Raw genomic sequence first — 20,309 nt, forward strand, 5'->3', positions numbered from 1 at the left:
TGGCGTCTCTCCAGACGCCTTCGATCTTGCTCGTCGATTCAGGGTCGGGCTGTTCCAGCGGTGCGTGAAAGCGAACTTCCTTCAACTTGAGGCGCGCGCCGTCATTGAGCGTCAACGTCAGGTCTTCGATAACGCCAGCGACCCGCTCAGGGAACACCGGGTCTCCCAGCGCGTCGAGTTCGTCGTACAGGAATTTCTGACCTTCAAGCCATCCCACGGCAGTCATAAGTTCGGGGCCCAAGTAGTATTTTCCATCGAGGAAAAACCCCGGGAAATGATGAGTTCGCTCCTGGCTCTCGATTAAATACCGTTCCCCTGGCTTCATGCCGGTTGCTGAGTCGATCATGGTTACATCCTCCATTCACTGGTTATGCGATAGAGGGAGCGTCCAATTGATCGTTCAATCGAAGTGACCGGGCGCCCGACAACTCAATTGGTCAGCCTGTTTCGACGCAGCAAAAATTTGAACCGCCCGTGAACGCGCTTACCTAACGAATAGCTTGTGACGAATCGCACAGGCAATTTGCCAATATCGGCATATTCCGAGAGGTGGGCAACGTGGCTAAAGACGAGAAGAAAAGCAAAGGTGAAGGTTCGAAAGCCAGCAAGGAATTGAAAGACAAAAAGTCTTCACCCGCAAAAAAATCCGCGGCGGCATCGACTCTTTCAAAATCTTCGGAAAAGAAAGACAAGAAAAAAGATGCCGAACCCAAGAAGTCCGTGAAAAAAGCCGACAGCAAGCCAGAAAAGGCGAAGAAGTCAGAGAAGACAGAGAAGAAGTCAGAGAAAGCAGACAAGCCGGCGAAAAAGAAAAAGTGATACCTGCTAGGGCCTCGCGCCCTAGCTTTTTCAAGCTCGGGGCCTTCGAATCCTGAGGTTCATCAACTTTGAACTAATTGTGACGCCTATTCCCCTAACGCTGTGCAGATAACCCCTGGCTTGGGTCGATCCTGAGCTGCTCAATGACACGCAAAGGTGTGGTGAATCATGAAGAGTGAACAAGCAGAAGGTGTTGCACAAAAACTCGCCGGCAAGGCACAAAGTGCGGTCGGGAAGTTGTTGGGTGATTCGAAGATCGAAGCAGAAGGTGTTGGACGACAAGCTGCCGGTCAGCTGACCCAGACCTATGGCGACGCGCTGGACAGCGTATCTACGTTCGTTAAAGAAAAACCAGTCGCCGCGCTCGCGATTGGTGCGGTGGCCCTGCTGGTGCTGGACCGTCTCCTGCGCCGCTGAGGTTTATCGGCTTGGTCCGATAGCGGAGGTTCAGGTGGCTGATACACCGCTATCGGGGCAAGCCTCAACGCCGATCAGTTAAGCGAAAGGGGCTCATTGTAGGAGCGAGCTTGCTCGCGAAAAACGTCCAGGCAACGTGTTCATTCTGGATAAACGCGGGGGCTCTGAGTCTTTCGCGAGCAAGCTCGCTCCTACATAGCAAGCCCCCTCCCACATTTGAATCGGTGTTGGCCTGGCTTTATTCAGTAGTCGTCGCCACGCTCCGTCACATCCCGCTCAACCGGCCCCGCGTCGGGGTCATAGCCCACTGGGAACTTGCCCTTCAAGGTCCAGGCAAACGCGATGATTTCGGCGATCGTGCGGTACAACTCTTCCGGAATGCTGTCCCCCAGTTCCATGCGCGCCAGCAGTTTCACCAATTCGGCGTTTTCATAGATAGGCACTTCATTTTCCCGCGCCAGCTTGAGGATCGCTTCAGCCAGGGCCTCATCGCCCTTGGCGGTCAGGGTGGGGGCTTGCTGGCCATCGTACTTGAGGGCGATCGCCTGACGGGGCGGTGAGGGGTTCTTCATGCGGTCTCATCCACCCAGCGTTGTTCCAGTCCGGTTTTGGGCCCGCGCGGCGGGGTGCCGAGGTGGCAATCCAGGTCGCCAACGTTAAGCCCGGACGCCACCAGGCGTTCGCGCAGGCTGCCCAGGTGGTTTTCGATCAGGCTGGCGGTAAAGGGCCGTGTCGCCCATAACTGGCTTGAGAGTTTGCCCTGAGTCAGTTGCGCCTGCACCTGCAACGGCCCCAATGGCTCCATATCGAACGCCAGTTCCACGCGCCAGAGCATCTGCTTGGGGTCTTTGCGCTCTTTGCGGTCGGGCTGCTCTTTATCCGCGGGCGGCTCCTCGCGCTGGAATTTCACCTGCAGCGGTACGATGTCCTGCAGGTTGCGCATGGGGATTTCCAGTTGCCAGGTGGTTTGCAGGCGGCCATCGGCGGTGGTGCCGGTCTGTTCCAGGCTCGACAATTGATGGCTCTGTAAGCGGGCGATCGCCCCGGCGGCCAGGCGCAGCAGGTTTTCCAGGTCGCCTTCGCCTTCCAGTTTTGCCATCAGCCGCTCGGGCAGCGGGAAACTCGCGGGCGTCTGACGCGCACTGACCTGACCGAGGGTGCCCAACGGGCTGCGCACAAAATTGGGCAATACCTGGGCCAGGGTATTGGCGGCGAGGATGGCATTCAGATTGGTGCTGGCGGGCAGGGCAGGCAGTAGATCCGCGACCAGGCGCAGCAGCGCGCCCTTCATGTCCAGCGGTGGTATTTGCGGGTTCTGCCCGGCAAGCAGCTTGGCCTCCAGAAAGGCTCCGCTGTTCTGCACCAGTTGCGCCAATACCTTGGGGTTACTGACTTGCGCCAGGTCGGGCAATGCCGCCAGTAAACGCTCGGCCGCCCCACGCAGGTCGGCGGAGGTGCTGTCGCCACGGGGCAGGTTTTGCAGGGCGGTAAACACCGCATCCAGCGAGCCTTGGCGACTTTGCTGGGTCGAGAGCTGCTGCGCGACAGCCAGTTGATCCTTCATGCCGCTCAAGGGCACGAAGCTCAGGGTCTGCGCGTCCTGCACGACCGCGCTGAGCAGGCTGCCAACCCTTAACGGCTGCGGGCTTTCCACGGTGAGCGTGGCAGTGGTCATGGCGCTATTGAGCACGCTCACCAGCGAGCGATAGACCGCTGGCTGCGAGCTGCCCTGGGGCAGCAGCTGGGTGGTCAGCACCTTGGCTTGCAGCAGCGTGCCTACCGGCATTTGGGCGGTGTCGATGCGGGTGAGGGCGGCGACATTGGCGCTCAACGCCTGCTGCAGCGAGAGGGTCAGGTTGCCCGCTTGCGTCTGGCCCACGGCCACGTTACTGCCCAACGGTAACGGCTGGGTGCTGCTGGCTTGCACCAGGGTCTGGCGACCGCCATCAAGCGTCAACTTCAACAGCAGCTGAAAGGCTTCGCCGCCTTGTTTAAGCGCGATCACCTCGGCGTTGACGGTTTTTCCAGGTGCGATCAAGCCGGTCTGCGGCTCCAGCAGCTTGAGCAGTTCGCCGGCCGCAGGCAGCGGGGCGGGGCCTGAAGTCGCGGTTGGCGGCAGGCTAGGAAGGTTGATCTCACCGGTCATCGTGCGCATCGTCTCTGGGGAAATTGCCCTCTTTAGAGTAGGGCATCGCATGTATAATGCCGCCCGTCTGCAACGAGAGCGGTAAAAACCTCACAACTATTTGATCCAGCTCTCTAAAATCGGTCGCCAAAGCCGTTATTGTGCATTTCTCTATAACGGCCGCTGCACCGCCGACTTGAACCGTAAAGGCCCGCGATCTCTTGACCAGCCCTCTTCTTGAAGCCGTAGCGCTTGCCTGTGAACGCGACCTGCGCCTGCTGTTCGAACACCTCGAATTGCGCCTGGCGGGTGGCGACATGGTGCAAATCAGCGGCCCCAACGGCAGTGGCAAGACCAGCCTGCTGCGCTTGCTGGCCGGGTTGATGCAGCCGACGGCAGGCGAGGTTCGGCTTAACGGCAAGCCCCTGCATGAACAGCGCACCGAGTTGGCCCGCAACCTGATCTGGATCGGCCACGCCGCCGGGATCAAGGACGTACTCACCGCAGAAGAAAACCTCAGTTGGCTCAGCGCGTTGCATCATCCCGCTGGCCGCGATGCAATCTGGCAGGCGCTGGCCGCTGTCGGTCTCAAGGGCTTCGAAGACGTGCCCTGTCACACCCTCTCCGCCGGCCAGCAGCGTCGTGTCGCGCTGGCGCGCCTGTACTTGCCGGGCCCGCCGCTGTGGATTCTCGACGAGCCGTTCACCGCCCTCGACAAACAAGGCGTGGCCCAATTGGAAGAACACCTGGCCCGCCATTGCGAGCAGGGCGGGTTGGTGGTGCTCACCACCCACCACACCCTGGCGCGCAGGCCCGCCGGTTACCGTGAACTGGATCTGGGGCGGTGGTCGGCATGAGCGTCTTTGCGCTGCTGGTCGCCCGCGAAGCCCGCCTGTTGTGCCGTCGCCCGGCAGAACTGGCCAACCCGCTGGTGTTCTTCGCCATCGTGGTTGCCTTGTTCCCCTTGGCGGTCGGTCCCGAGACTAAACTGTTGCAAACCTTGTCCCCGGGACTGGTATGGGTCGCGGCGCTTTTATCCGTGCTGCTCTCGCTGGACGGGCTGTTTCGCAGTGATTTCGAAGACGGTTCCCTGGAGCAATGGGTCCTTTCGTCGCACCCTTTGCCCCTTCTGGTATTGGCCAAGGTACTGGCACACTGGGCCTTTTCCGGCCTCGCGCTGGTCTTGCTTTCGCCGCTGCTGGCGCTGATGCTGGGTTTGCCGGTTGAATGCTTGCCGGTGTTGCTCCTGTCCTTGTTACTCGGTACGCCAGTGCTCAGCCTGTTGGGGGCGGTGGGCGCAGCGTTGACCGTCGGGTTGAAGCGCGGTGGCCTGTTACTGGCCCTGCTGATTCTGCCGTTGTACATCCCGGTTCTGATCCTCGGCAGCGGTGCTTTGCAGGCTGCGCTGATGGGCATGCCGGCGACCGGTTACCTCCTGTGGCTTGGCAGCCTGGCCGCCCTGGCGGTAACCCTGACACCCTTTGCCATAGCGGCCGGCCTGAAGATCAGCGTCGGCGAATAATGAGGTCTGGTCAGGCGTTACACGCTTGGCCAGTAAAGACCCTAAGCTGCTTGCCACGACAAGCAGCAACCGTGAGAAACAGCAATGAACTGGACCTGGTTTCACAAGCTCGGCTCGCCCAAATGGTTTTATGGTATCAGCGGCAAGCTGCTGCCGTGGTTGAGCGTTGCCGCCGTGCTGCTGATCGGCACCGGCCTGGTCTGGGGCCTGGCCTTCGCGCCGCCGGACTACCAGCAAGGCAACAGCTTTCGCATCATCTATATCCACGTGCCCGCCGCCATGCTGGCGCAGTCCTGCTACGTGATGCTGGCGGTGTGCGGCATCGTCGGCCTGGTCTGGAAGATGAAGCTTGCCGACGTCGCCCTGCAATGCGCCGCGCCGATCGGTGCGTCGATGACCGCCGTGGCGCTGGTCACCGGCGCGATCTGGGGCAAACCCACCTGGGGTTCGTGGTGGGTGTGGGATGCGCGGCTCACGTCCATGTTGATCCTGCTGTTCCTGTACTTCGGCCTGATTGCCCTGGGCAACGCGATCAGCAACCGTGACAGCGCCGCCAAGGCCTGCGCGGTGCTGGCGATTGTCGGCGTGATCAACATCCCGATCATCAAATACTCGGTAGAGTGGTGGAACACCCTGCACCAGGGCGCCACCTTCACCCTCACCGAAAAGCCGGCAATGCCGGTGGAAATGTGGGCGCCGTTGCTACTGATGGTGCTGGGTTTCTACTGTTTCTTCGGCGCGGTGCTGCTGCTGCGCATGCGCCTGGAAGTGCTCAAGCGTGAGGCCCGCACCAGCTGGGTCAAGGCCGAAGTTCAAGCCAGCCTGGGAGCGCCTGCATGAGTTTTGCTTCATTCAGCGATTTTCTCGCCATGGGCCATCACGGCCTGTATGTCTGGACGGCCTATGGCATCTGCCTGGCGGTGCTGGCCCTCAACGTCGCCGCGCCGCTCCTGGCGCGCAAGCGTTACCTGCAACAAGAGGCGCGTCGTCTGCGCCGGGAGACCGATAAGTGAATCCGTTGCGCCGAAAGCGTCTGTTGATCATCCTTGCCATCCTGGCCGGCGTCGCCATTGCCGTGGGCCTGGCCCTGAGTGCCCTGCAGCAGAACATCAACCTGTTCTACACCCCGACCCAGATCGCCAATGGCGAAGCGCCGGTGGACACGCGCATCCGCGCCGGCGGCATGGTGGAGAAGGGTTCGCTGAAACGCTCCGGCGATTCCCTGGACGTGACCTTCGTCGTCACCGACTTCAACAAAGCCGTGACCATCACCTATCGCGGCATCCTCCCGGACCTGTTCCGCGAAGGCCAGGGCATCGTCGCCCTGGGCAAGCTCAACGCCAACGGCGTGGTGGTGGCCGATGAAGTGCTGGCCAAGCACGATGAAAAATACATGCCGCCGGAAGTCACCAAAGCGTTGAAAGACAGCGGCCAGTCCGCGCCTGGCTCAATGCCAACACCTGCCAAGGAGGGCTAAGCGATGACGTCCGCACTGTTTATTCCTGAGCTGGGCCAGTTGGCGATGATCCTCGCCCTGTGCTTCGCCGTCGTCCAGGCCGTGGTGCCGCTGCTCGGTGCCTGGCGCGGCGACCGCCTGTGGATGAGCCTGGCGCAGCCGGCCGCCTGGGGCCAGTTCGCGTTCCTGCTGTTCGCCTTCGGCTGCCTGACCTACGCCTTCATGACCGACGATTTTTCCGTCGCCTATGTGGCCAATAACTCCAACAGCGCGCTGCCCTGGTACTACAAGTTCAGCGCCGTGTGGGGCGCCCACGAAGGGTCGCTGCTGCTGTGGGCGTTGATCCTCGGCGGCTGGACCTTCGCCGTATCGGTGTTCTCGCGCCAATTGCCGCAAGTCATGCTGGCGCGGGTGCTGGCGGTGATGGGCATGATCAGCATCGGGTTCCTGCTGTTCCTGATCATGACGTCCAACCCGTTCAGCCGCATCCTGCCGCAGGTTCCGATGGACGGGCATGACCTCAACCCACTGCTGCAAGACATCGGGCTGATCGTGCACCCACCGATGCTTTACATGGGGTATGTCGGCTTCTCCGTGGCCTTTGCCTTCGCCATCGCCGCGTTGCTCGGCGGGCGCCTGGATGCGGCCTGGGCGCGCTGGTCGCGTCCCTGGACCATCGTCGCCTGGGCCTTCCTGGGTATCGGCATCACCCTGGGGTCGTGGTGGGCTTACTACGAACTCGGCTGGGGCGGCTGGTGGTTCTGGGACCCGGTGGAAAATGCGTCCTTCATGCCCTGGCTGGTCGGCACCGCGCTGATTCACTCCCTGGCCGTCACCGAAAAACGTGGCGTGTTCAAGAGCTGGACCGTGCTGCTGGCCATCGCGGCATTTTCCCTCAGCCTGCTCGGCACCTTCCTCGTGCGTTCGGGCGTGCTGACGTCAGTGCACGCGTTTGCGTCGGACCCTGCGCGCGGCGTGTTCATCCTGATCTTCCTGCTGTTTGTCGTCGGCGGTTCGCTGACGCTGTTCGCCCTGCGTGCACCGGTGGTCAAGAGCCAGGTCGGCTTTAACCTGTGGTCGCGGGAAACCTTGCTGCTCGGTAACAACCTGGTGCTGGTGGTGGCCGCGTCGATGATCCTGCTCGGCACGCTGTACCCGTTGGTGCTGGATGCCTTGAGCGGTGCCAAGCTGTCCGTCGGCCCGCCGTACTTCAACGCCTTGTTCATTCCGTTGATGGGCCTGTTGATGGTGGTGATGGCGGTCGGCATGCTGGTGCGCTGGAAAGATACACCAGTGAAATGGCTGGCCGGCATGCTGATGCCGGTGCTGCTGGGCAGTGTGGCCCTGGCCGTGATCGCTGGGGTGGCCTACGGCGATTTCAACTGGGCGGTGCTTGCCACGTTCCTGCTCGCGGCCTGGGTATTGCTGGCCGGTGTGCGCGACATTGCCGACAAGACCCGCCACAAGGGGCTGATCAAAGGCCTACCGACGTTGACCCGCAGCTACTGGGGCATGCAGATCGCCCACCTCGGCATCGCCGTGTGTGCCCTGGGTGTGGTGCTGTCGAGCCAGAACAGCGCCGAGCGCGACCTGCGTCTGGCGCCGGGTGAGTCCATGGACCTGGCCGGTTATCACTTCATCTTTGAAGGCGCCAAGCATTTCGAAGGGCCGAACTTCACGTCAGACAAAGGCACTGTGCGCGTCGTGCGCAACGGCAAGGAAATCGCCGTGCTGCATCCGGAAAAACGCCTGTACACGGTGCAGAGCTCAATGATGACCGAAGCGGGCATCGATGCGGGTTTCACCCGTGACCTTTATGTGGCGCTCGGTGAACCGCTGGGCGACGGCGCCTGGGCGGTGCGCGTGCATGTGAAACCGTTCGTGCGCTGGATCTGGTTTGGCGGTTTGTTGACCGGTTTCGGTGGCTTGCTTGCCGCGCTGGACCGGCGCTATCGGGTCAAGGTCAAGAGCCGGGTGCGTGAAGCCCTCGGTATGGGAGCAGCGGTATGAAGCGTTGGTTGATGGTGTTGCCGCTGGCAGCGTTCCTGGTGGTGGCGGTGTTCCTTTATCGCGGCCTGTACCTGGACCCGGCCGAGTTGCCGTCGGCAATGATCGGCAAGCCGTTCCCGGAGTTTTCACTGCCCAATGTGCAGGGCGACAAGCACCTGACCCGCGCCGACCTGCTGGGCAAACCGGCGCTGGTCAACGTGTGGGGCACCTGGTGCATCTCCTGCCGCGTCGAACACCCGGTGCTGAATAAACTGGCCGAGCAAGGCGTGGTCATCTACGGCATCAACTACAAGGACGACAATGCCGCGGCCTTGAAGTGGTTGGCCGAATTCCACAACCCCTACCAGCTGGATATTCGCGATGAGGACGGCAACCTCGGCCTGAACCTGGGCGTGTACGGCGCGCCGGAAACCTTCTTTATCGATGCCAGGGGCGTGATCCGCGACAAGTACGTCGGCGTGATCGACGAAGTGGTCTGGCGCGAACAACTGGCCGCCAAATACCAGGCCCTGGTCGATGAGGCAAAACCATGAAGCGCCTGTTGGCTGCCGCTGTCCTGGCGCTGGGGCTGATCGGTGTGGCCCACGCCGCCATCGACACCTATGAATTTGCCAACGACGCCGAGCGTGAGCGTTTTCGCGAGCTGACCAAGGAACTGCGCTGCCCCAAGTGCCAGAACCAGGACATCGCTGACTCCAACGCGCCCATCGCTGCCGACCTGCGCAAAGAGATCTTCCGCATGCTGGGGGAGGGCAAGGACAACCAGCAGATCATCGACTTCATGGTCGACCGCTACGGTGATTTCGTGCGCTATAAACCGGCCCTGACCGGCAAGACCGCGCTGCTCTGGTTCGGCCCTGCCGGGCTGTTGCTGGCCGGCGTGGTGGTGATGGCCATGATCGTGCGCCGCCGCCGGGCCGCGCCTGCCGATGGCTCCGATGCGCTGTCCCCTGAAGAGCGTAAACGTCTCGACCACTTGCTGGACACCAAGACTGATGATTGATTTCTGGCTCGCAGCCGGCCTGCTGCTGTTGATTGCCCTGAGTTTCCTGTTGATCCCTGTTTTGCGCGGCCGCCGCGCCCAGCGTGAAGAGGACCGCACCGCGCTGAACGTGGCGCTGTATCAAGAACGCGTCGCCGAGCTGCAAGTGCAGCAGGACGAAGGCGTATTGAATGCCGCGCAACTCGATACCGGCCGCGCCGAAGCGGCGCGTGAGTTGCTGGCCGACACCGAGGGCCTGGAAAAGCCTCGCGAATCCCGCCTGGGCAAACCGCTGCCATTACTGGCGGCGGTATTGGTACCGGTGCTGGGCTTGGGCATGTATCTGCATTTTGGCGCGAGTGACAAAGTCGAACTGGCCCGTGAGTTCTCCCAGCCGCCAGTGTCCATGGCCGACATGACCCGACGTCTGGAACGCGCCGCCGCCGCGCAACCGGATTCAGCAGAAGGGTTGTACTTCCTGGGGCGCGCCTACATGGCCCAGGATCGTCCCGCCGATGCCGCCAACGTCTTCGAGCGCACCGTGGCCCTGGCCGGGCGCCAGCCCGAACTGCTCGGGCAGTGGGCTCAGGCGCAATATTTTGCTGACAACAAACAGTGGTCACCCAAGGTCCAGGCGCTGACCGACGAAGCCTTGAAGCTCGATCCAAAGGAAGTCACCAGTCTTGGCCTGCTTGGTATCGCCGCCTTCGAAGGCCAGCGCTATCAGGAGGCTATCGATTACTGGAAGCGTCTGCTGGCGCAACTGCCCCCGAAGACAATTCCCGCGTTGCGCTGCAAGGCGGTATCGATCGCGCGGCGCAAAAGCTCAGGGAGAGTGGCGGCACTGTCGCGCAAAAAGCCGTGCTGAAAGTACGCGTGGACCTGTCCGCCGAGGTGAAAGCCAAGGCCCTGCCCGGCGACAGCGTGTTCATCTTTGCCCGCGCCGTCAGCGGCCCGCCGGCGCCCTTGGCGGCCAAGCGTGTCAGCGTTGCCGAACTGCCCGTCACCGTGGAACTGGGCGATGCCGACGCGATGATGCCGCAGTTGAAACTGTCCAACTTCCCTGAAGTCCAACTGGTTGCGCGCATATCCCGGGCAGGTGTTCCAACCGCTGGCGAGTGGATCGGCCGCAGCCAACCCCTGGCCAGCAACACCACTGCACTGCAGCAGCTGACCATCGACAGTCCGGATAAGTAATTCGAGGAAACGCCCATGACCGCATTTGCACGTATCACCCTGCTCAGCCTTGTGCTGGGCCTGAGCGCCTGTGCGGTCCACCGGCCACCTCCCGGGCCCACTGGGCCGACCATTCCACCGTCCGGCCCGTCGACGCAACCGACGACCAAACCCTCCGGCCCGGTCACTCCGCCGCCGAAACCACTGCCAACCAAATCGCCGACCTTCGCCCCACCTCCCGGCGCCGCCAGCCACTGGGACGGCAAGATGCAGGTCTACGTACTCGACGACCAGCCCGACACCTTCTACCGCCAGCGCACCTACTACCGCTGGAGCAACGGCTGGAGCCGCTCCATCAGCCCGAACGGGCCGTGGGAAGAAACCAACGTGCAAGGCGTGCCACCAGGGTTGAGCAAGCAGTACGCGCAATGACGACAGGCGACCTGAGGGTCGCCTTTTTCATGACTGTAAAATGATCGTTCCCTCGCTCCGCGTGGGAATGCATCCCGTGACGCTCCGCGTCACCAGTGCGCAAAAAGCAGGACGCGGAGCGTCCAGGGTGGCATTCCCACGCAGAGCGTGGGAACGATCCTGTTATCAAGCGACAGGACACTCCCGGTTCAACGCTTCATCCACCAATAACTGCGCAATTTCCATCATCTGCACGACCGCCAGCACTTGCTTGCGGCCTGAGCCATCCAAATGCTCGGCGCAGTCGTACGCACATACAGTCGCCGACCCCAGCATCTCGCTGGCATTGCTTAACGCCGCTTCGGTGCTAAGGCCGGGTCGTACGGTGAAGATGAGGTTGGGCGGGGTTTGAGGGATGTCATCCGGACGGGATGGTGGGGGATTTGGCGTAACCTTTTTCATGCAGTCAGTCTCCATTCAGTTGGAGCTCACCACATCCGCGACCAAGCAGAAGGGTGGCGAGCTGTACGCAGGTTGGTCGACCAGGGAATGGAAACCCGGCAGGGCCCTAAGCCCTCCCGCGCACAGCTCGCCATAACGCGAGCAAAAGAATGCCGCTTGCGCGGCACTGTGCGCCATTCTAACCCAGGCGACCAAGCCTGATCGCTGATGAGCAGCGATTGCGAGAGGCTAACGGCGCCTTATAGCAACTGCAAGCCACGCAGATCGTAGGAAAATTCCTGTCTGGATCAAGCGTTGCGCCGTCTGAGTTGTGCCCAGTAAGCACCGCAGCTATCACAGCTGTCATGGCTCACCCTTTCCCGGTAAGGTGACCACCGCTGGCCTGGCTGCCTAGCAACCGCTGGATATACTCTGCTGTACCGGGCAAACCGGTACAGTGGGCCAATCAGTGGGAAAACAAGCAAAGAGGGTGTGGTGATGGCAGGCAGGTTGATCTATCTCATCGGGCCATCGGGTTCGGGCAAGGACAGCCTGCTCGAGGCCGCACGCCCGCGTTTGGCCGAGCGCGGTTGCCGTATTGTGCGCCGCGTCATCACCCGATCTGCGGAAGCGGTGGGTGAAGCGGCGTTGGGCGTGAGCCCGGCGCAGTTTGCGGCGATGCAGGCGCAAGGCGAATTTGCCCTCAGTTGGCAGGCCAATGGGTTGTCCTACGGCATTCCCAAGCAGATCGATGAATGGCTGGCGGCCGGGGAGGACGTGCTGGTCAATGGTTCGCGCGCGCACCTGGCGCAAACCCGTGAGCGTTATCCGACGTTGCTGGTGTTGTTGCTGACGGTCGATCAGGTGGTGTTGCGCCAGCGTTTGATCGCACGCGCACGTGAGTCGTTGGCCGATATTGAGGAACGCCTGGCACGCAACGTGCGGTTCACCGAGGAACTGATCACCGCCAATGGCGAAGGGTTATTCGTGTTGGATAATTCCGGCCCGCTGGAACATACGGTCGAGCGCTTGCTCTGCTGCCTGGCCCACGGGCACTCGGCCTGAGCTCGATACCGCGTCGAAACGCCTACCCTAGATCTCTTTGATATCACCCACCGCGCCACCAGGCGCGCCTTCCGTTGCGCATATTCAGTAAAACAACCGCCAGTCAGTCCAGCCAATTCTGTGCTTGAGTAAAGATAACTCTAGGGTTATTTTTATTCAGTCCAAGCCAAGGAGGCAGGGGTGCAAAGCAGGCTATTGATCAAAGAGCTGCAAGAGGCGGGTTGGGTGCTGGATCGTGTCACCGGCAGCCATCATATTTTCACCCACCGCTATAACCCGTACACGATTCCGGTGCCTCATCCGAAGAAAGATCTTCCCTTGGGCACCGTCAGAAGCATCAGGAAACGCGCCGGGCTGTTTCAGTTTTAAGGAGAGCATGCATGCAATACCCAATCTGTATCGAATGGGGCGATGACTTCACCGCCACCGGTATCCAGATCCCCGATATTCCGGGTGCTGTCACCGCCGGGGACAGTTTCGAAGAGGCGTACAACGCGGCCGTGGAGGTTGCACACATCATGCTGCAGGAGATCGCCGCCGAGGGCGTAGCGATTCCGATGCCAACCTCAGTCGCCAATCATCACGCCCATGAAGACTACGCCGGCATGGGCTGGGGCATGTTGGAGCTGGATATCTCGCCCTATCTGGGCAAGACCGAGAAGGTCAATGTGACCTTGCCCGGCTATGTCATCCAACGCATCGACCGTTACGTGCGCGAGCATAAAGTCAAAAGCCGCTCGTCATTTCTGGCGGACGCGGCTTTGGAGAAGTTGGTGCGGTCTTAAGCGGTTGCGACCGTCACCTGCCGCGACGCACTGAGGAACCGCAACAACGCCACCAGCGGGAACGCACTGCCCACCAGCATCACCCCCAGCCAACCGCCGTGTTCATACACGCTGCTGGCAATCGCCGAGCCGAAGGCGCCGCCAATGAAGATGCTGGTCATGTACAGCGCGTTCAGGCGGCTGCGGCTTTGAGCGTCGAGGGCGTAGACGGCGCGCTGGCCGAGGACCATGTTCATCTGCACGCAGAAGTCCAGCACCACGCCGGTCACCGCCAGGCCGATCACACTGTACAGCGGGTGCACGAAGGCCGGCAGGAAGCTCAACGCGGCAAACAGCATCGCCAGCAGCGACGCACGGTGGGTGTGGCCGGCATCGGCCAGGCGCCCGGCGATGGGCGCCGCGATGGCACCCAGGGCACCGACCAGGGCGAACAGCGCGATTTCGCTCTGGGTCAGGCCATGGTTGCGTGCCAGTTCCAGTGGGGCAGCGGTCCAGAACAGGCTGAAGGTGGCGAACATGCAACCCTGATAAAACGCGCGCTGGCGCAGCACCGGCTGGTGGCGCAACAGGCTGCCCAGCGAGCCCAGCAATTGGCCGTAGCTGGCGCTGTGGTCCGGCTGGCGCTTGGGAATGGTCAGCATCAACACCACGCTGATGAACACCATCAATGCTGCCGCCGCCATGAACATCGCGCGCCAGCCGAAGTGGTCCGCCACCACGCTGGACACCGGCCGCGCCAGCAGAATGCCAAGCAGCAGGCCACCCATGATGCTGCCGACCACCCGGCCACGGGACTCGGCAGGCGCCAGATGCGCGGCCAACGGGATCAGGATCTGCACCGACACCGAGCTGAAGCCGATCAGCAGCGACACCAGCAGGAACAGGTTGGGCTGCTCGGTGAACGCGGCGCCCAGCAGGCTGGCGATGGCCACCACGGTGGTGATGATCATCAGCCTGCGGTTTTCCAGCAGGTCGCCCAGCGGCACCAGGAAGAACAGGCCCAGGGCATAGCCGATCTGCGTCAGCGACACAATCAGGCTGGCCATGGCCGGCGTGAGCCCGATGTCCGGGGCGATCAATTCGATGATCGGTTGCGCGTAATAGATGTTGGCGACGATAGCGCCGCAGCAAAACGCGAACAGCATGACCATGCCGCGGGTCATGGTGCCTGTCGCCTGGGAGGTAGCGTTCATGGTGTTCTCATAAAAGCGAAGGAAGATGGCGTGAGAGGGTAAAGACAATGGCCGGCAGTGAGTAGGTCGCTTGCGGTGATAACTGTCATGCCGCGAAATAATGACGCTACACAAAACCAATGTGGGAGGGGGCTTGCCCCCGATGGCGGTGCATCAGTCAATGCCTGTGCTGACTGACCCACCGCTATCGGGGGCAAGCCCCCTCCCACAGTTTTTAGCGCGTATATCCGACCGAAACGCTTACTGGCCGGAGTAAATCTGGTCAAATACGCCGCCATCATTGAAGTGGGTTTTCTGCACGGTGCGCCAGTCACCAAAGGTTTTCTCTACCGACAGGAATTCGACTTTCGGGAAACGGTCGGTGTACTTGGCCAGCACTGTCGGGTCACGCGGACGCAGGTAGTTGTTGGCGGCGATTTCCTGGCCTTCGGGCGACCACAGGTACTTCAGGTAGTCTTCAGCGGCCTGGCGGGTGCCTTTCTTCTCGACCACTTTGTCCACCACCGACACCGGCGGCTCAGCTTCGGCGGAGACGCTTGGGTAGATCACTTCGAACTGATCACGCCCGAATTCACGGGCGATCATTTCCGCTTCGTTTTCAAAGGTGACCAGCACGTCGCCGATCTGATTGGTCATGAAGGTGGTGGTGGCGGCACGGCCACCGGTGTCGAGTACCGGCGCCTGTTTGAACAGCTTGCCGACGAAGGCCTTGGCTTTTTCTTCATCACCGCCGTTCTTCAGCACATAGCCCCAGGCCGACAGGTAGGTGTAGCGGCCGTTACCCGAGGTCTTTGGGTTGGGCACGATCACCTGTACGCCGTCCTTGAGCAGGTCGGGCCAATCTTTCAGGGCTTTGGGGTTGCCCTTGCGCACGATGAACACCGTGGCCGAGGTGAACGGCGCGCTGTTGTTCGGCAGGCGGGTGACCCAGTTGTCCGGTACCAGTTTGCCGTTGTCGGCCAGGGCGTTGATGTCGGTGGCCATGTTCATGGTGATCACGTCCGCCGGCAGGCCGTCGATCACCGAGCGCGCTTGTTTGCTGGAGCCGCCGAAGGACATCTGCAGGGTCAGTTTGTCATTCGGGTGTTCGGCATCCCAATGTTTCTGGAAGGCGGCGTTGTAGTCCTTGTAGAAATCACGCATCACGTCGTAGGAGACGTTGAGCAGGGTAACCGGTGCCGCCTGGACGGCGCCAGCCAGGGCCAGGCCGGCGGCCAGGAGAGAGGCGCTGAGAATGTTTTTCACTGCTCATTCCTTGTTGTTCGAGAGAAGGGGTGAGGCACAATGCCAGCGACTATAGCCGGGGCCGCATAGTCGCTTAAAGATTAAAAAGAACTTTGCTTATTCCACTTTCTTAAAGAGATTGCTGCCACAGCGTGAGCAAAACGCCGCATTCGGCTCGTGGCTGTTCTTCTTGCACACCGGGCAGTCGGTTTGCAGCTGCTCACCGCGCATGGCGCTCGCCAGCTCTGCGGTGAATATCCCAGTGGGCACGGCAATGATCGAGTAACCGGTGATCATCACCAACGAGGAAATCACCTGGCCCAGCGGTGTCTTGGGCACGATGTCGCCAAAGCCCACGGTGGTGAGCGTCACGATCGCCCAATAGATGCCCTTGGGAATGCTGGTAAACCCGTGTTCCGGGCCCTCGATCACGTACATCAAGGTGCCGAACACCGTCACCAGGGTGCACACGCTCACCAGGAACACCACGATCTTCTGCTTGCTGCCGCGCAGCGCCGCCATCAGGTAGTTGGCCTGCTTGAGGTAGGGGCTGAGCTTGAGTACGCGGAAGATCCGCAGCATGCGGATGATGCGGATAATCAGCAGGTACTGCGCGTCGCTGTAGTACAACGCGAGGATGCCGGGAACGATCGCGAGCAGATCCACCAGCCCATAAAAGCTGAACGCATAGCGCAATGGCTTGGGCGAGCAGTAAAGCCGCAGGCCGTACTCGATCAGGAAGATGAGGGTGAAGCCCCACTCGATATACGCCAGCACGTCGGCGTAGTTCTGGTGGATCTGGTCGATGCTGTCGAGCATCACGATCACCAGGCTGGCGAGGATGATCAACAACAGGATGCCGTCAAAGCGCCGCCCGGCGACGGTGTCGCTTTGAAAAACCATGACGTAGAGCCGTTGGCGCCAGTCGTTGTTGCTGTCCATAAGTCCCGCCTGAAGTGAATATCGGCAAAGCCTAGGGGGATTCGAACGGCCTGTCCATGCGCGGTGTGCGCAGCATTCGCTGGCTGGCGCGCACCAGCCAGCAGCTGAGAATGAACGGCGCGGTCAGCGCCGGCAGGTGCAGCGTGGCAAAACCTGGGGTGAGCAGAATGGCCAGCCCGATGCCGAGCAGCGGCAGCCAGGGTTGGCGCCGTGCCTGGCTCAGCGCCAGGGCGGCGAGCGCCGGGTTGTAGCTGTGCAGGCCGAGCAGGGCACCGCTGGTTTCGCCCAGCAGCGAGGCGACCAGTACGCCGGCGATGGCGCCGAGCAGTGCCCACGAGGCGGCGCGGCGGTCAGCCAGTAGCAGGCCGACGGCGATCAAGGCCCCGGCCAGGGGTTGGTCCAATAGCATCACTTGCGCCAGGCCGGTGAACGGCGCAGCGAGTACCGTCAGGGTATCGGACTCGATCAGGGCCAAGGTAGCGGGCGCCATGCTGCCCAGCAACAACCAGCCCAGGCCGACAAAGGGTGCGGTGTAGGCGGGCAGATCCTGGGGGTGGGCGGCGTATTTCAACCACTGCCGCAGCAGCATCGCGCTCAAGCCGCCACAGGCCAGGATCAGTGGCGGCACCAGGGCCGACCAGGCGAAGTGCTGGCTGATCAACAAGCCCAGCAAGACGCCGTTGTAGCTATACAGCCCGGCCTGGCGTTCGGCCTTGGGGTAACCCCGGCGCTGGGCCGTGAGCAAACCCGCGACGCCGCCCAGCAAGGCGCCGCCGAGCAACGCCGGGGCGCCGATCAAGATCGCCAGCAGGCACAACAGGCCACACAGCGGATGGCGCTGGAGAAAAATCTGGCTGAAGCCGTTGAGCAGGGCTTCGGCCCAGTCGGGGCAGGTGGGGTTGTGCATGGCAGCTCCCTGTAGGAGCGAGCTTGCTCGCGAAAAACCCAAGGGCGCCGCGTGCATTCAGGACGCCTGCGTCATCGTTGACGTTCTTCGCGAGCAAGCTCGCTCCTACAGTAGGGTTTCGATACGCAGCGAGTTGGTCGACCCCAACTGCCCGAACGGCACCCCGGCGGTAATCACCAGCGTATCCCCGCGCTGAGCCATCCCCTGGGCCTGGGCGATCTCCAATGCGGTGGAACACACCTCATCCACCTGGCGCAGCCGATCGTTGACCACCGAGTGCACCCCCCATGCCACGCTCAAACGCCGCGCCGTGGACAGGTTCGGCGTGAGGTTGAGGATCGGCGCCACCGGCCGCTCCCTGGCCGCGCGCAGGCTGGAGGCGCCCGACTCGCTGTAGTTCACCAGCACCGCCACCGGCAGGATGCTGCTGATACGCCGGATCGCACAGCTGATGGCGTCCGACACCGTGGCGTCCGCCCTGGGCCGGCTGACATCCAGCTGGGCCTGATAGTCCGGGCCGTTTTCAACTTGGCGGATAATCTTGCTCATCATCTGCACGGCTTCCAGCGGGTACTCGCCCGACGCGGTTTCCGCCGACAGCATCACCGCGTCCGCGCCTTCTGCCACAGCATTGGCCACGTCGGTGACTTCGGCGCGGGTCGGTGCCGGGGAAAAGCGCATGGACTCAAGCATCTGTGTTGCCACGACCACCGGCTTACCCAGTTGGCGGCAGGTTTTAATGATGTCCTTCTGGATTTGCGGCACGCTTTCGGCCGGCACCTCCACGCCCAGGTCGCCTCGGGCCACCATGATCGCATCGCTCAGTTCGGCGATTTCCCGCAGCCGTTGCACCGCCGAGGGCTTCTCGATCTTGGCCATCAGGAACGCCCTGTCGCCGATCAGCTCGCGGGCTTCGCGGATATCTTCCGGGCGCTGCACGAACGACAGCGCCACCCAGTCCACGCCCAATTCCAGGCCGAACGCCAAGTCGCGACGGTCCTTGGCGGTGAGCGGGCTGAGTTCCAACAGCGCCTGTGGCACGTTCACGCCTTTACGATCGGACAACTCGCCGCCATTGAGCACCGTGGTGTCGATGGCGTCGGCATGCTTGGTGAGCACGCGCAGGCGCAGCTTGCCGTCGTCCAGCAACAGCTCCATGCCCGGCTCCAGTGCCGCGATGATTTCCGGGTGGGGCAGGTTGACCCGACGCTGATCGCCCGGTGTTTCATCCAGGTCCAGGCGCAGCGCCTGGCCGCGCACCAGTTGCACCTTGCCCTCGGCAAAGCGCCCGACGCGCAGCTTGGGCCCTTGCAGGTCCATGAGGATGCCCAGCGGGTAGTTCAACTGGCGCTCCACCTGGCGAATCCACTGGTAACGCTGCGCGTGATCGGCGTGGTCGCCATGGCTGAAGTTGAGGCGAAAGATATTCACCCCGGCTTCCACCAGCTCGCGGATGTCATCGATCCCATCAGTGGCCGGGCCCAGGGTGGCGAGGATTTTGACCTTCTTGTCAGGCGTCATGTTTGGCAGTCTCGAGGATCAGGATGGCGCGGAAGTCGTTGACGTTGGTGCGGGTCGGCTCGGTGACGATCAGCCCGTCGAGCGCGGCGAAATAACCGTAGCCGTTGTTGTTATCCAGCTCGTCGCTGGCGCTCAGGCCCAGGGCTTCGGCGCGGCGGTAGCTGCACGGGGTCATGATCGCGCCGGCGTTGTCTTCCGAGCCGTCGATGCCATCGGTATCGCCGGCCAGGGCATAGACGCCGGGCAGGCCCTTGAGGCTGTCGGTGAGGCTGAGCAGAAACTCCGCGTTGCGCCCGCCACGGCCATTGCCGCGCACGGTGACGGTGGTTTCGCCGCCGGAGAGAATCACGCAGGGTGCCGCCAATGGCTGGCCGTGCTGCACGATTTGCCGGGCGATGCCGGCGTGCACCTTGGCTACATCGCGCGCTTCACCTTCGAGGTCGCCGAGGATCAGCGGGCTGAACCCGGCCTGGCGTACTTTTACCGCCACCGCTTCCAGGGATTGCTGCGGCCGGGCGATCAACTGGAAGTGGCTGCGGGCGAGTAGCGGGTCGCCAGGCTTGACGGTCTCCGACGCGGGGTTCTGCAACCAGTTGCGCACCGAGGCGGGCACGTCGATGCCGTAGCGCTTGAGAATCGCCAGGGCCTGTTGCGAGGTGCTCGGGTCGCCGACCGTGGGGCCGGAGGCGATCACCGTAGCCTGGTCGCCCGGCACATCGGAAATCGCGTAGGTATAGACCGTGGCCGGCCACGCGGCCTTGGCCAACCGCCCGCCCTTGATCGCCGAGAGGTGCTTGCGCACGCAATTCATCTCGCCAATGGTGGCGCCGGACTTGAGCAGGGCTTTGTTGATGCTTTGCTTGTCGGCCAGGGTGATGCCTTCGGCGGGCAGGGCGAGCAACGCGGAACCGCCGCCGGAGAGCAGGAAAATCACGCGGTCGTCTTCGCTCAGATGGCTGATCAGCTCCAGCACGCGCTTGGCCACGGCGAGGCCGGCAGCGTCGGGCACGGGATGGGCGGCCTCGACCACTTCGATTTTCTGGCACGGCGCACCATGGCCGTAGCGGGTGACGACCAGGCCGCGAACCTCGCCCTGCCAGCAGTCCTCCACAACCAGGGCCATGGCGGCGGCGGCCTTGCCGGCGCCGATCACGATCACCCGGCCGCTGCGGTCGGCGGGCAGGTAAGGTTCAAGGACTTGCCGGGGGTGGGCGGCGTCGATGGCTGTGGCAAACAGCTCGCGAAGCAGGTGTTGCGGATCGACCGACATAAGCGGGCTCCGGGGGTTCTTGTTATTAGAGATGCATCAATTT

At 62.3% G+C, this 20,309-nt stretch carries 23 protein-coding genes and 2 pseudogenes; 15 read left to right on the forward strand and 10 right to left on the reverse strand.

Going from position 1 to position 20,309, the window contains the following annotated elements:
• Positions 1 to 52 precede the first annotated feature (52 nt).
• Positions 53 to 346 (reverse strand): annotated as a pseudogene (locus tag C4J92_RS27170) (short-chain dehydrogenase); the annotation flags it as partial.
• Between the two features lie 203 nt (positions 347 to 549).
• Between C4J92_RS27170 and C4J92_RS08470 the strand changes: the two are divergent.
• Together C4J92_RS08470 and C4J92_RS08475 are read left to right on the forward strand one after the other, a co-directional pair.
• Positions 550 to 819, forward strand: coding sequence for a hypothetical protein (locus C4J92_RS08470; protein ID WP_164487522.1), 270 nt, complete (start codon positions 550 to 552; stop codon positions 817 to 819).
• Between the two features lie 168 nt (positions 820 to 987).
• On the forward strand, positions 988 to 1,236 hold the full coding sequence (locus C4J92_RS08475) for a CsbD family protein (RefSeq protein ID WP_124366405.1): 249 nt from the start codon (positions 988 to 990) through the stop codon (positions 1,234 to 1,236).
• 242 nt (positions 1,237 to 1,478) lie between these two features.
• On the opposite strand, the gene C4J92_RS08480 is transcribed toward C4J92_RS08475, so the two are convergent.
• Both C4J92_RS08480 and C4J92_RS08485 read right to left on the reverse strand, forming a co-directional pair.
• Positions 1,479 to 1,808 carry an EscU/YscU/HrcU family type III secretion system export apparatus switch protein gene (locus tag C4J92_RS08480; RefSeq protein ID WP_124366406.1) on the reverse strand — a complete coding sequence of 110 codons (330 nt, stop codon included), beginning with the start codon at positions 1,806 to 1,808 and terminating at the stop codon, positions 1,479 to 1,481.
• Positions 1,805 to 3,382 carry a flagellar hook-length control protein FliK gene (locus tag C4J92_RS08485; protein WP_124403540.1) on the reverse strand — a complete coding sequence of 526 codons (1,578 nt, stop codon included), beginning with the start codon at positions 3,380 to 3,382 and terminating at the stop codon, positions 1,805 to 1,807. Before C4J92_RS08485 ends, C4J92_RS08480 begins: the two co-directional genes overlap by 4 nt.
• A gap of 200 nt (positions 3,383 to 3,582) precedes the next feature.
• On the opposite strand from C4J92_RS08485, the gene ccmA reads away from it, so the two are divergent.
• The 10 genes and pseudogenes from ccmA (at position 3,583) to C4J92_RS08535 (ending at position 10,939) form a co-directional block, all read left to right on the forward strand.
• Positions 3,583 to 4,218, forward strand: coding sequence for a cytochrome c biogenesis heme-transporting ATPase CcmA (ccmA, locus tag C4J92_RS08490; protein ID WP_124403541.1), 636 nt, complete (start codon positions 3,583 to 3,585; stop codon positions 4,216 to 4,218).
• Positions 4,215 to 4,883 carry a heme exporter protein CcmB gene (gene ccmB, locus C4J92_RS08495; protein ID WP_124361944.1) on the forward strand — a complete coding sequence of 223 codons (669 nt, stop codon included), beginning with the start codon at positions 4,215 to 4,217 and terminating at the stop codon, positions 4,881 to 4,883. The genes ccmA and ccmB overlap by 4 nt, the downstream gene beginning before the upstream one ends.
• Before the next feature lie 84 nt (positions 4,884 to 4,967).
• Positions 4,968 to 5,723, forward strand: a complete 756-nt coding sequence (locus tag C4J92_RS08500; RefSeq protein WP_124403542.1) for a heme ABC transporter permease — start codon at positions 4,968 to 4,970, stop codon at positions 5,721 to 5,723.
• Positions 5,720 to 5,896 carry a heme exporter protein CcmD gene (gene ccmD, locus C4J92_RS08505; RefSeq protein WP_057722744.1) on the forward strand — a complete coding sequence of 59 codons (177 nt, stop codon included), beginning with the start codon at positions 5,720 to 5,722 and terminating at the stop codon, positions 5,894 to 5,896. The genes C4J92_RS08500 and ccmD overlap by 4 nt, the downstream gene beginning before the upstream one ends.
• Positions 5,893 to 6,360: a cytochrome c maturation protein CcmE gene (ccmE, locus tag C4J92_RS08510; protein ID WP_124370152.1), complete on the forward strand. Its 468-nt coding sequence runs from the start codon at positions 5,893 to 5,895 to the stop codon at positions 6,358 to 6,360. The genes ccmD and ccmE overlap by 4 nt, the downstream gene beginning before the upstream one ends.
• 3 nt (positions 6,361 to 6,363) lie before the next feature.
• Positions 6,364 to 8,349, forward strand: coding sequence for a heme lyase CcmF/NrfE family subunit (locus tag C4J92_RS08515; RefSeq protein WP_124366411.1), 1,986 nt, complete (start codon positions 6,364 to 6,366; stop codon positions 8,347 to 8,349).
• Complete coding sequence (locus C4J92_RS08520; protein ID WP_124403543.1) at positions 8,346 to 8,882, forward strand: DsbE family thiol:disulfide interchange protein; 537 nt, start codon at positions 8,346 to 8,348, stop codon at positions 8,880 to 8,882. Before C4J92_RS08515 ends, C4J92_RS08520 begins: the two co-directional genes overlap by 4 nt.
• Entirely contained in the window at positions 8,879 to 9,352 is a 474-nt protein-coding gene (locus C4J92_RS08525; RefSeq protein WP_124403544.1) for a cytochrome c-type biogenesis protein, read from the forward strand. Before C4J92_RS08520 ends, C4J92_RS08525 begins: the two co-directional genes overlap by 4 nt.
• Positions 9,345 to 10,528 (forward strand): annotated as a pseudogene (ccmI, locus tag C4J92_RS08530) (c-type cytochrome biogenesis protein CcmI). Before C4J92_RS08525 ends, ccmI begins: the two are co-directional and overlap by 8 nt.
• A 15-nt stretch (positions 10,529 to 10,543) precedes the next feature.
• Positions 10,544 to 10,939: a hypothetical protein gene (locus tag C4J92_RS08535; RefSeq protein ID WP_124403545.1), complete on the forward strand. Its 396-nt coding sequence runs from the start codon at positions 10,544 to 10,546 to the stop codon at positions 10,937 to 10,939.
• Positions 10,940 to 11,104: 165 nt separating this feature from the next.
• Here the strand turns inward: C4J92_RS08535 and C4J92_RS08540 are convergent, their stop codons facing one another.
• Entirely contained in the window at positions 11,105 to 11,380 is a 276-nt protein-coding gene (locus C4J92_RS08540) for a DUF6124 family protein (protein WP_124361953.1), read from the reverse strand.
• A 477-nt stretch (positions 11,381 to 11,857) separates the two neighbouring features.
• On the opposite strand from C4J92_RS08540, the gene phnN reads away from it, so the two are divergent.
• The 3 genes from phnN (at position 11,858) to C4J92_RS08555 (ending at position 13,209) form a co-directional block, all read left to right on the forward strand.
• Positions 11,858 to 12,424, forward strand: a complete 567-nt coding sequence (gene phnN, locus C4J92_RS08545; protein ID WP_124361954.1) for a phosphonate metabolism protein/1,5-bisphosphokinase (PRPP-forming) PhnN — start codon at positions 11,858 to 11,860, stop codon at positions 12,422 to 12,424.
• Positions 12,425 to 12,604: 180 nt separating this feature from the next.
• Entirely contained in the window at positions 12,605 to 12,793 is a 189-nt protein-coding gene (locus tag C4J92_RS08550) for a type II toxin-antitoxin system HicA family toxin (RefSeq protein ID WP_065901605.1), read from the forward strand.
• 11 nt (positions 12,794 to 12,804) lie between these two features.
• Positions 12,805 to 13,209, forward strand: a complete 405-nt coding sequence (locus C4J92_RS08555; RefSeq protein ID WP_124403546.1) for a type II toxin-antitoxin system HicB family antitoxin — start codon at positions 12,805 to 12,807, stop codon at positions 13,207 to 13,209.
• On the opposite strand, the gene C4J92_RS08560 is transcribed toward C4J92_RS08555, so the two are convergent.
• The 6 genes from C4J92_RS08560 to C4J92_RS08585 form a co-directional block, all read right to left on the reverse strand.
• Positions 13,206 to 14,402 (reverse strand): MFS transporter, encoded by a 1,197-nt coding sequence (locus tag C4J92_RS08560; protein ID WP_124403547.1) that lies wholly within the window; start codon positions 14,400 to 14,402, stop codon positions 13,206 to 13,208. The genes C4J92_RS08555 and C4J92_RS08560 overlap by 4 nt on opposite strands.
• A gap of 240 nt (positions 14,403 to 14,642) precedes the next feature.
• Entirely contained in the window at positions 14,643 to 15,647 is a 1,005-nt protein-coding gene (locus tag C4J92_RS08565) for a sulfate ABC transporter substrate-binding protein (protein ID WP_124403548.1), read from the reverse strand.
• A gap of 96 nt (positions 15,648 to 15,743) precedes the next feature.
• Positions 15,744 to 16,568, reverse strand: coding sequence for an ion transporter (locus tag C4J92_RS08570; RefSeq protein ID WP_124361959.1), 825 nt, complete (start codon positions 16,566 to 16,568; stop codon positions 15,744 to 15,746).
• Positions 16,569 to 16,599: 31 nt separating this feature from the next.
• Complete coding sequence (locus tag C4J92_RS08575) at positions 16,600 to 17,475, reverse strand: urea transporter (RefSeq protein WP_124403549.1); 876 nt, start codon at positions 17,473 to 17,475, stop codon at positions 16,600 to 16,602.
• 105 nt (positions 17,476 to 17,580) lie between these two features.
• Entirely contained in the window at positions 17,581 to 18,996 is a 1,416-nt protein-coding gene (gene pyk, locus C4J92_RS08580; protein WP_124366419.1) for a pyruvate kinase, read from the reverse strand.
• Positions 18,986 to 20,266 carry a glycerate kinase gene (locus C4J92_RS08585; protein ID WP_124403550.1) on the reverse strand — a complete coding sequence of 427 codons (1,281 nt, stop codon included), beginning with the start codon at positions 20,264 to 20,266 and terminating at the stop codon, positions 18,986 to 18,988. The genes pyk and C4J92_RS08585 overlap by 11 nt, the downstream gene beginning before the upstream one ends.
• Between the last annotated feature and the right edge of the window lie 43 nt (positions 20,267 to 20,309).

The sequence above is a fragment of the Pseudomonas sp. R3-18-08 genome (assembly GCF_003852065.1).
Taxonomy (GTDB): domain Bacteria; phylum Pseudomonadota; class Gammaproteobacteria; order Pseudomonadales; family Pseudomonadaceae; genus Aquipseudomonas.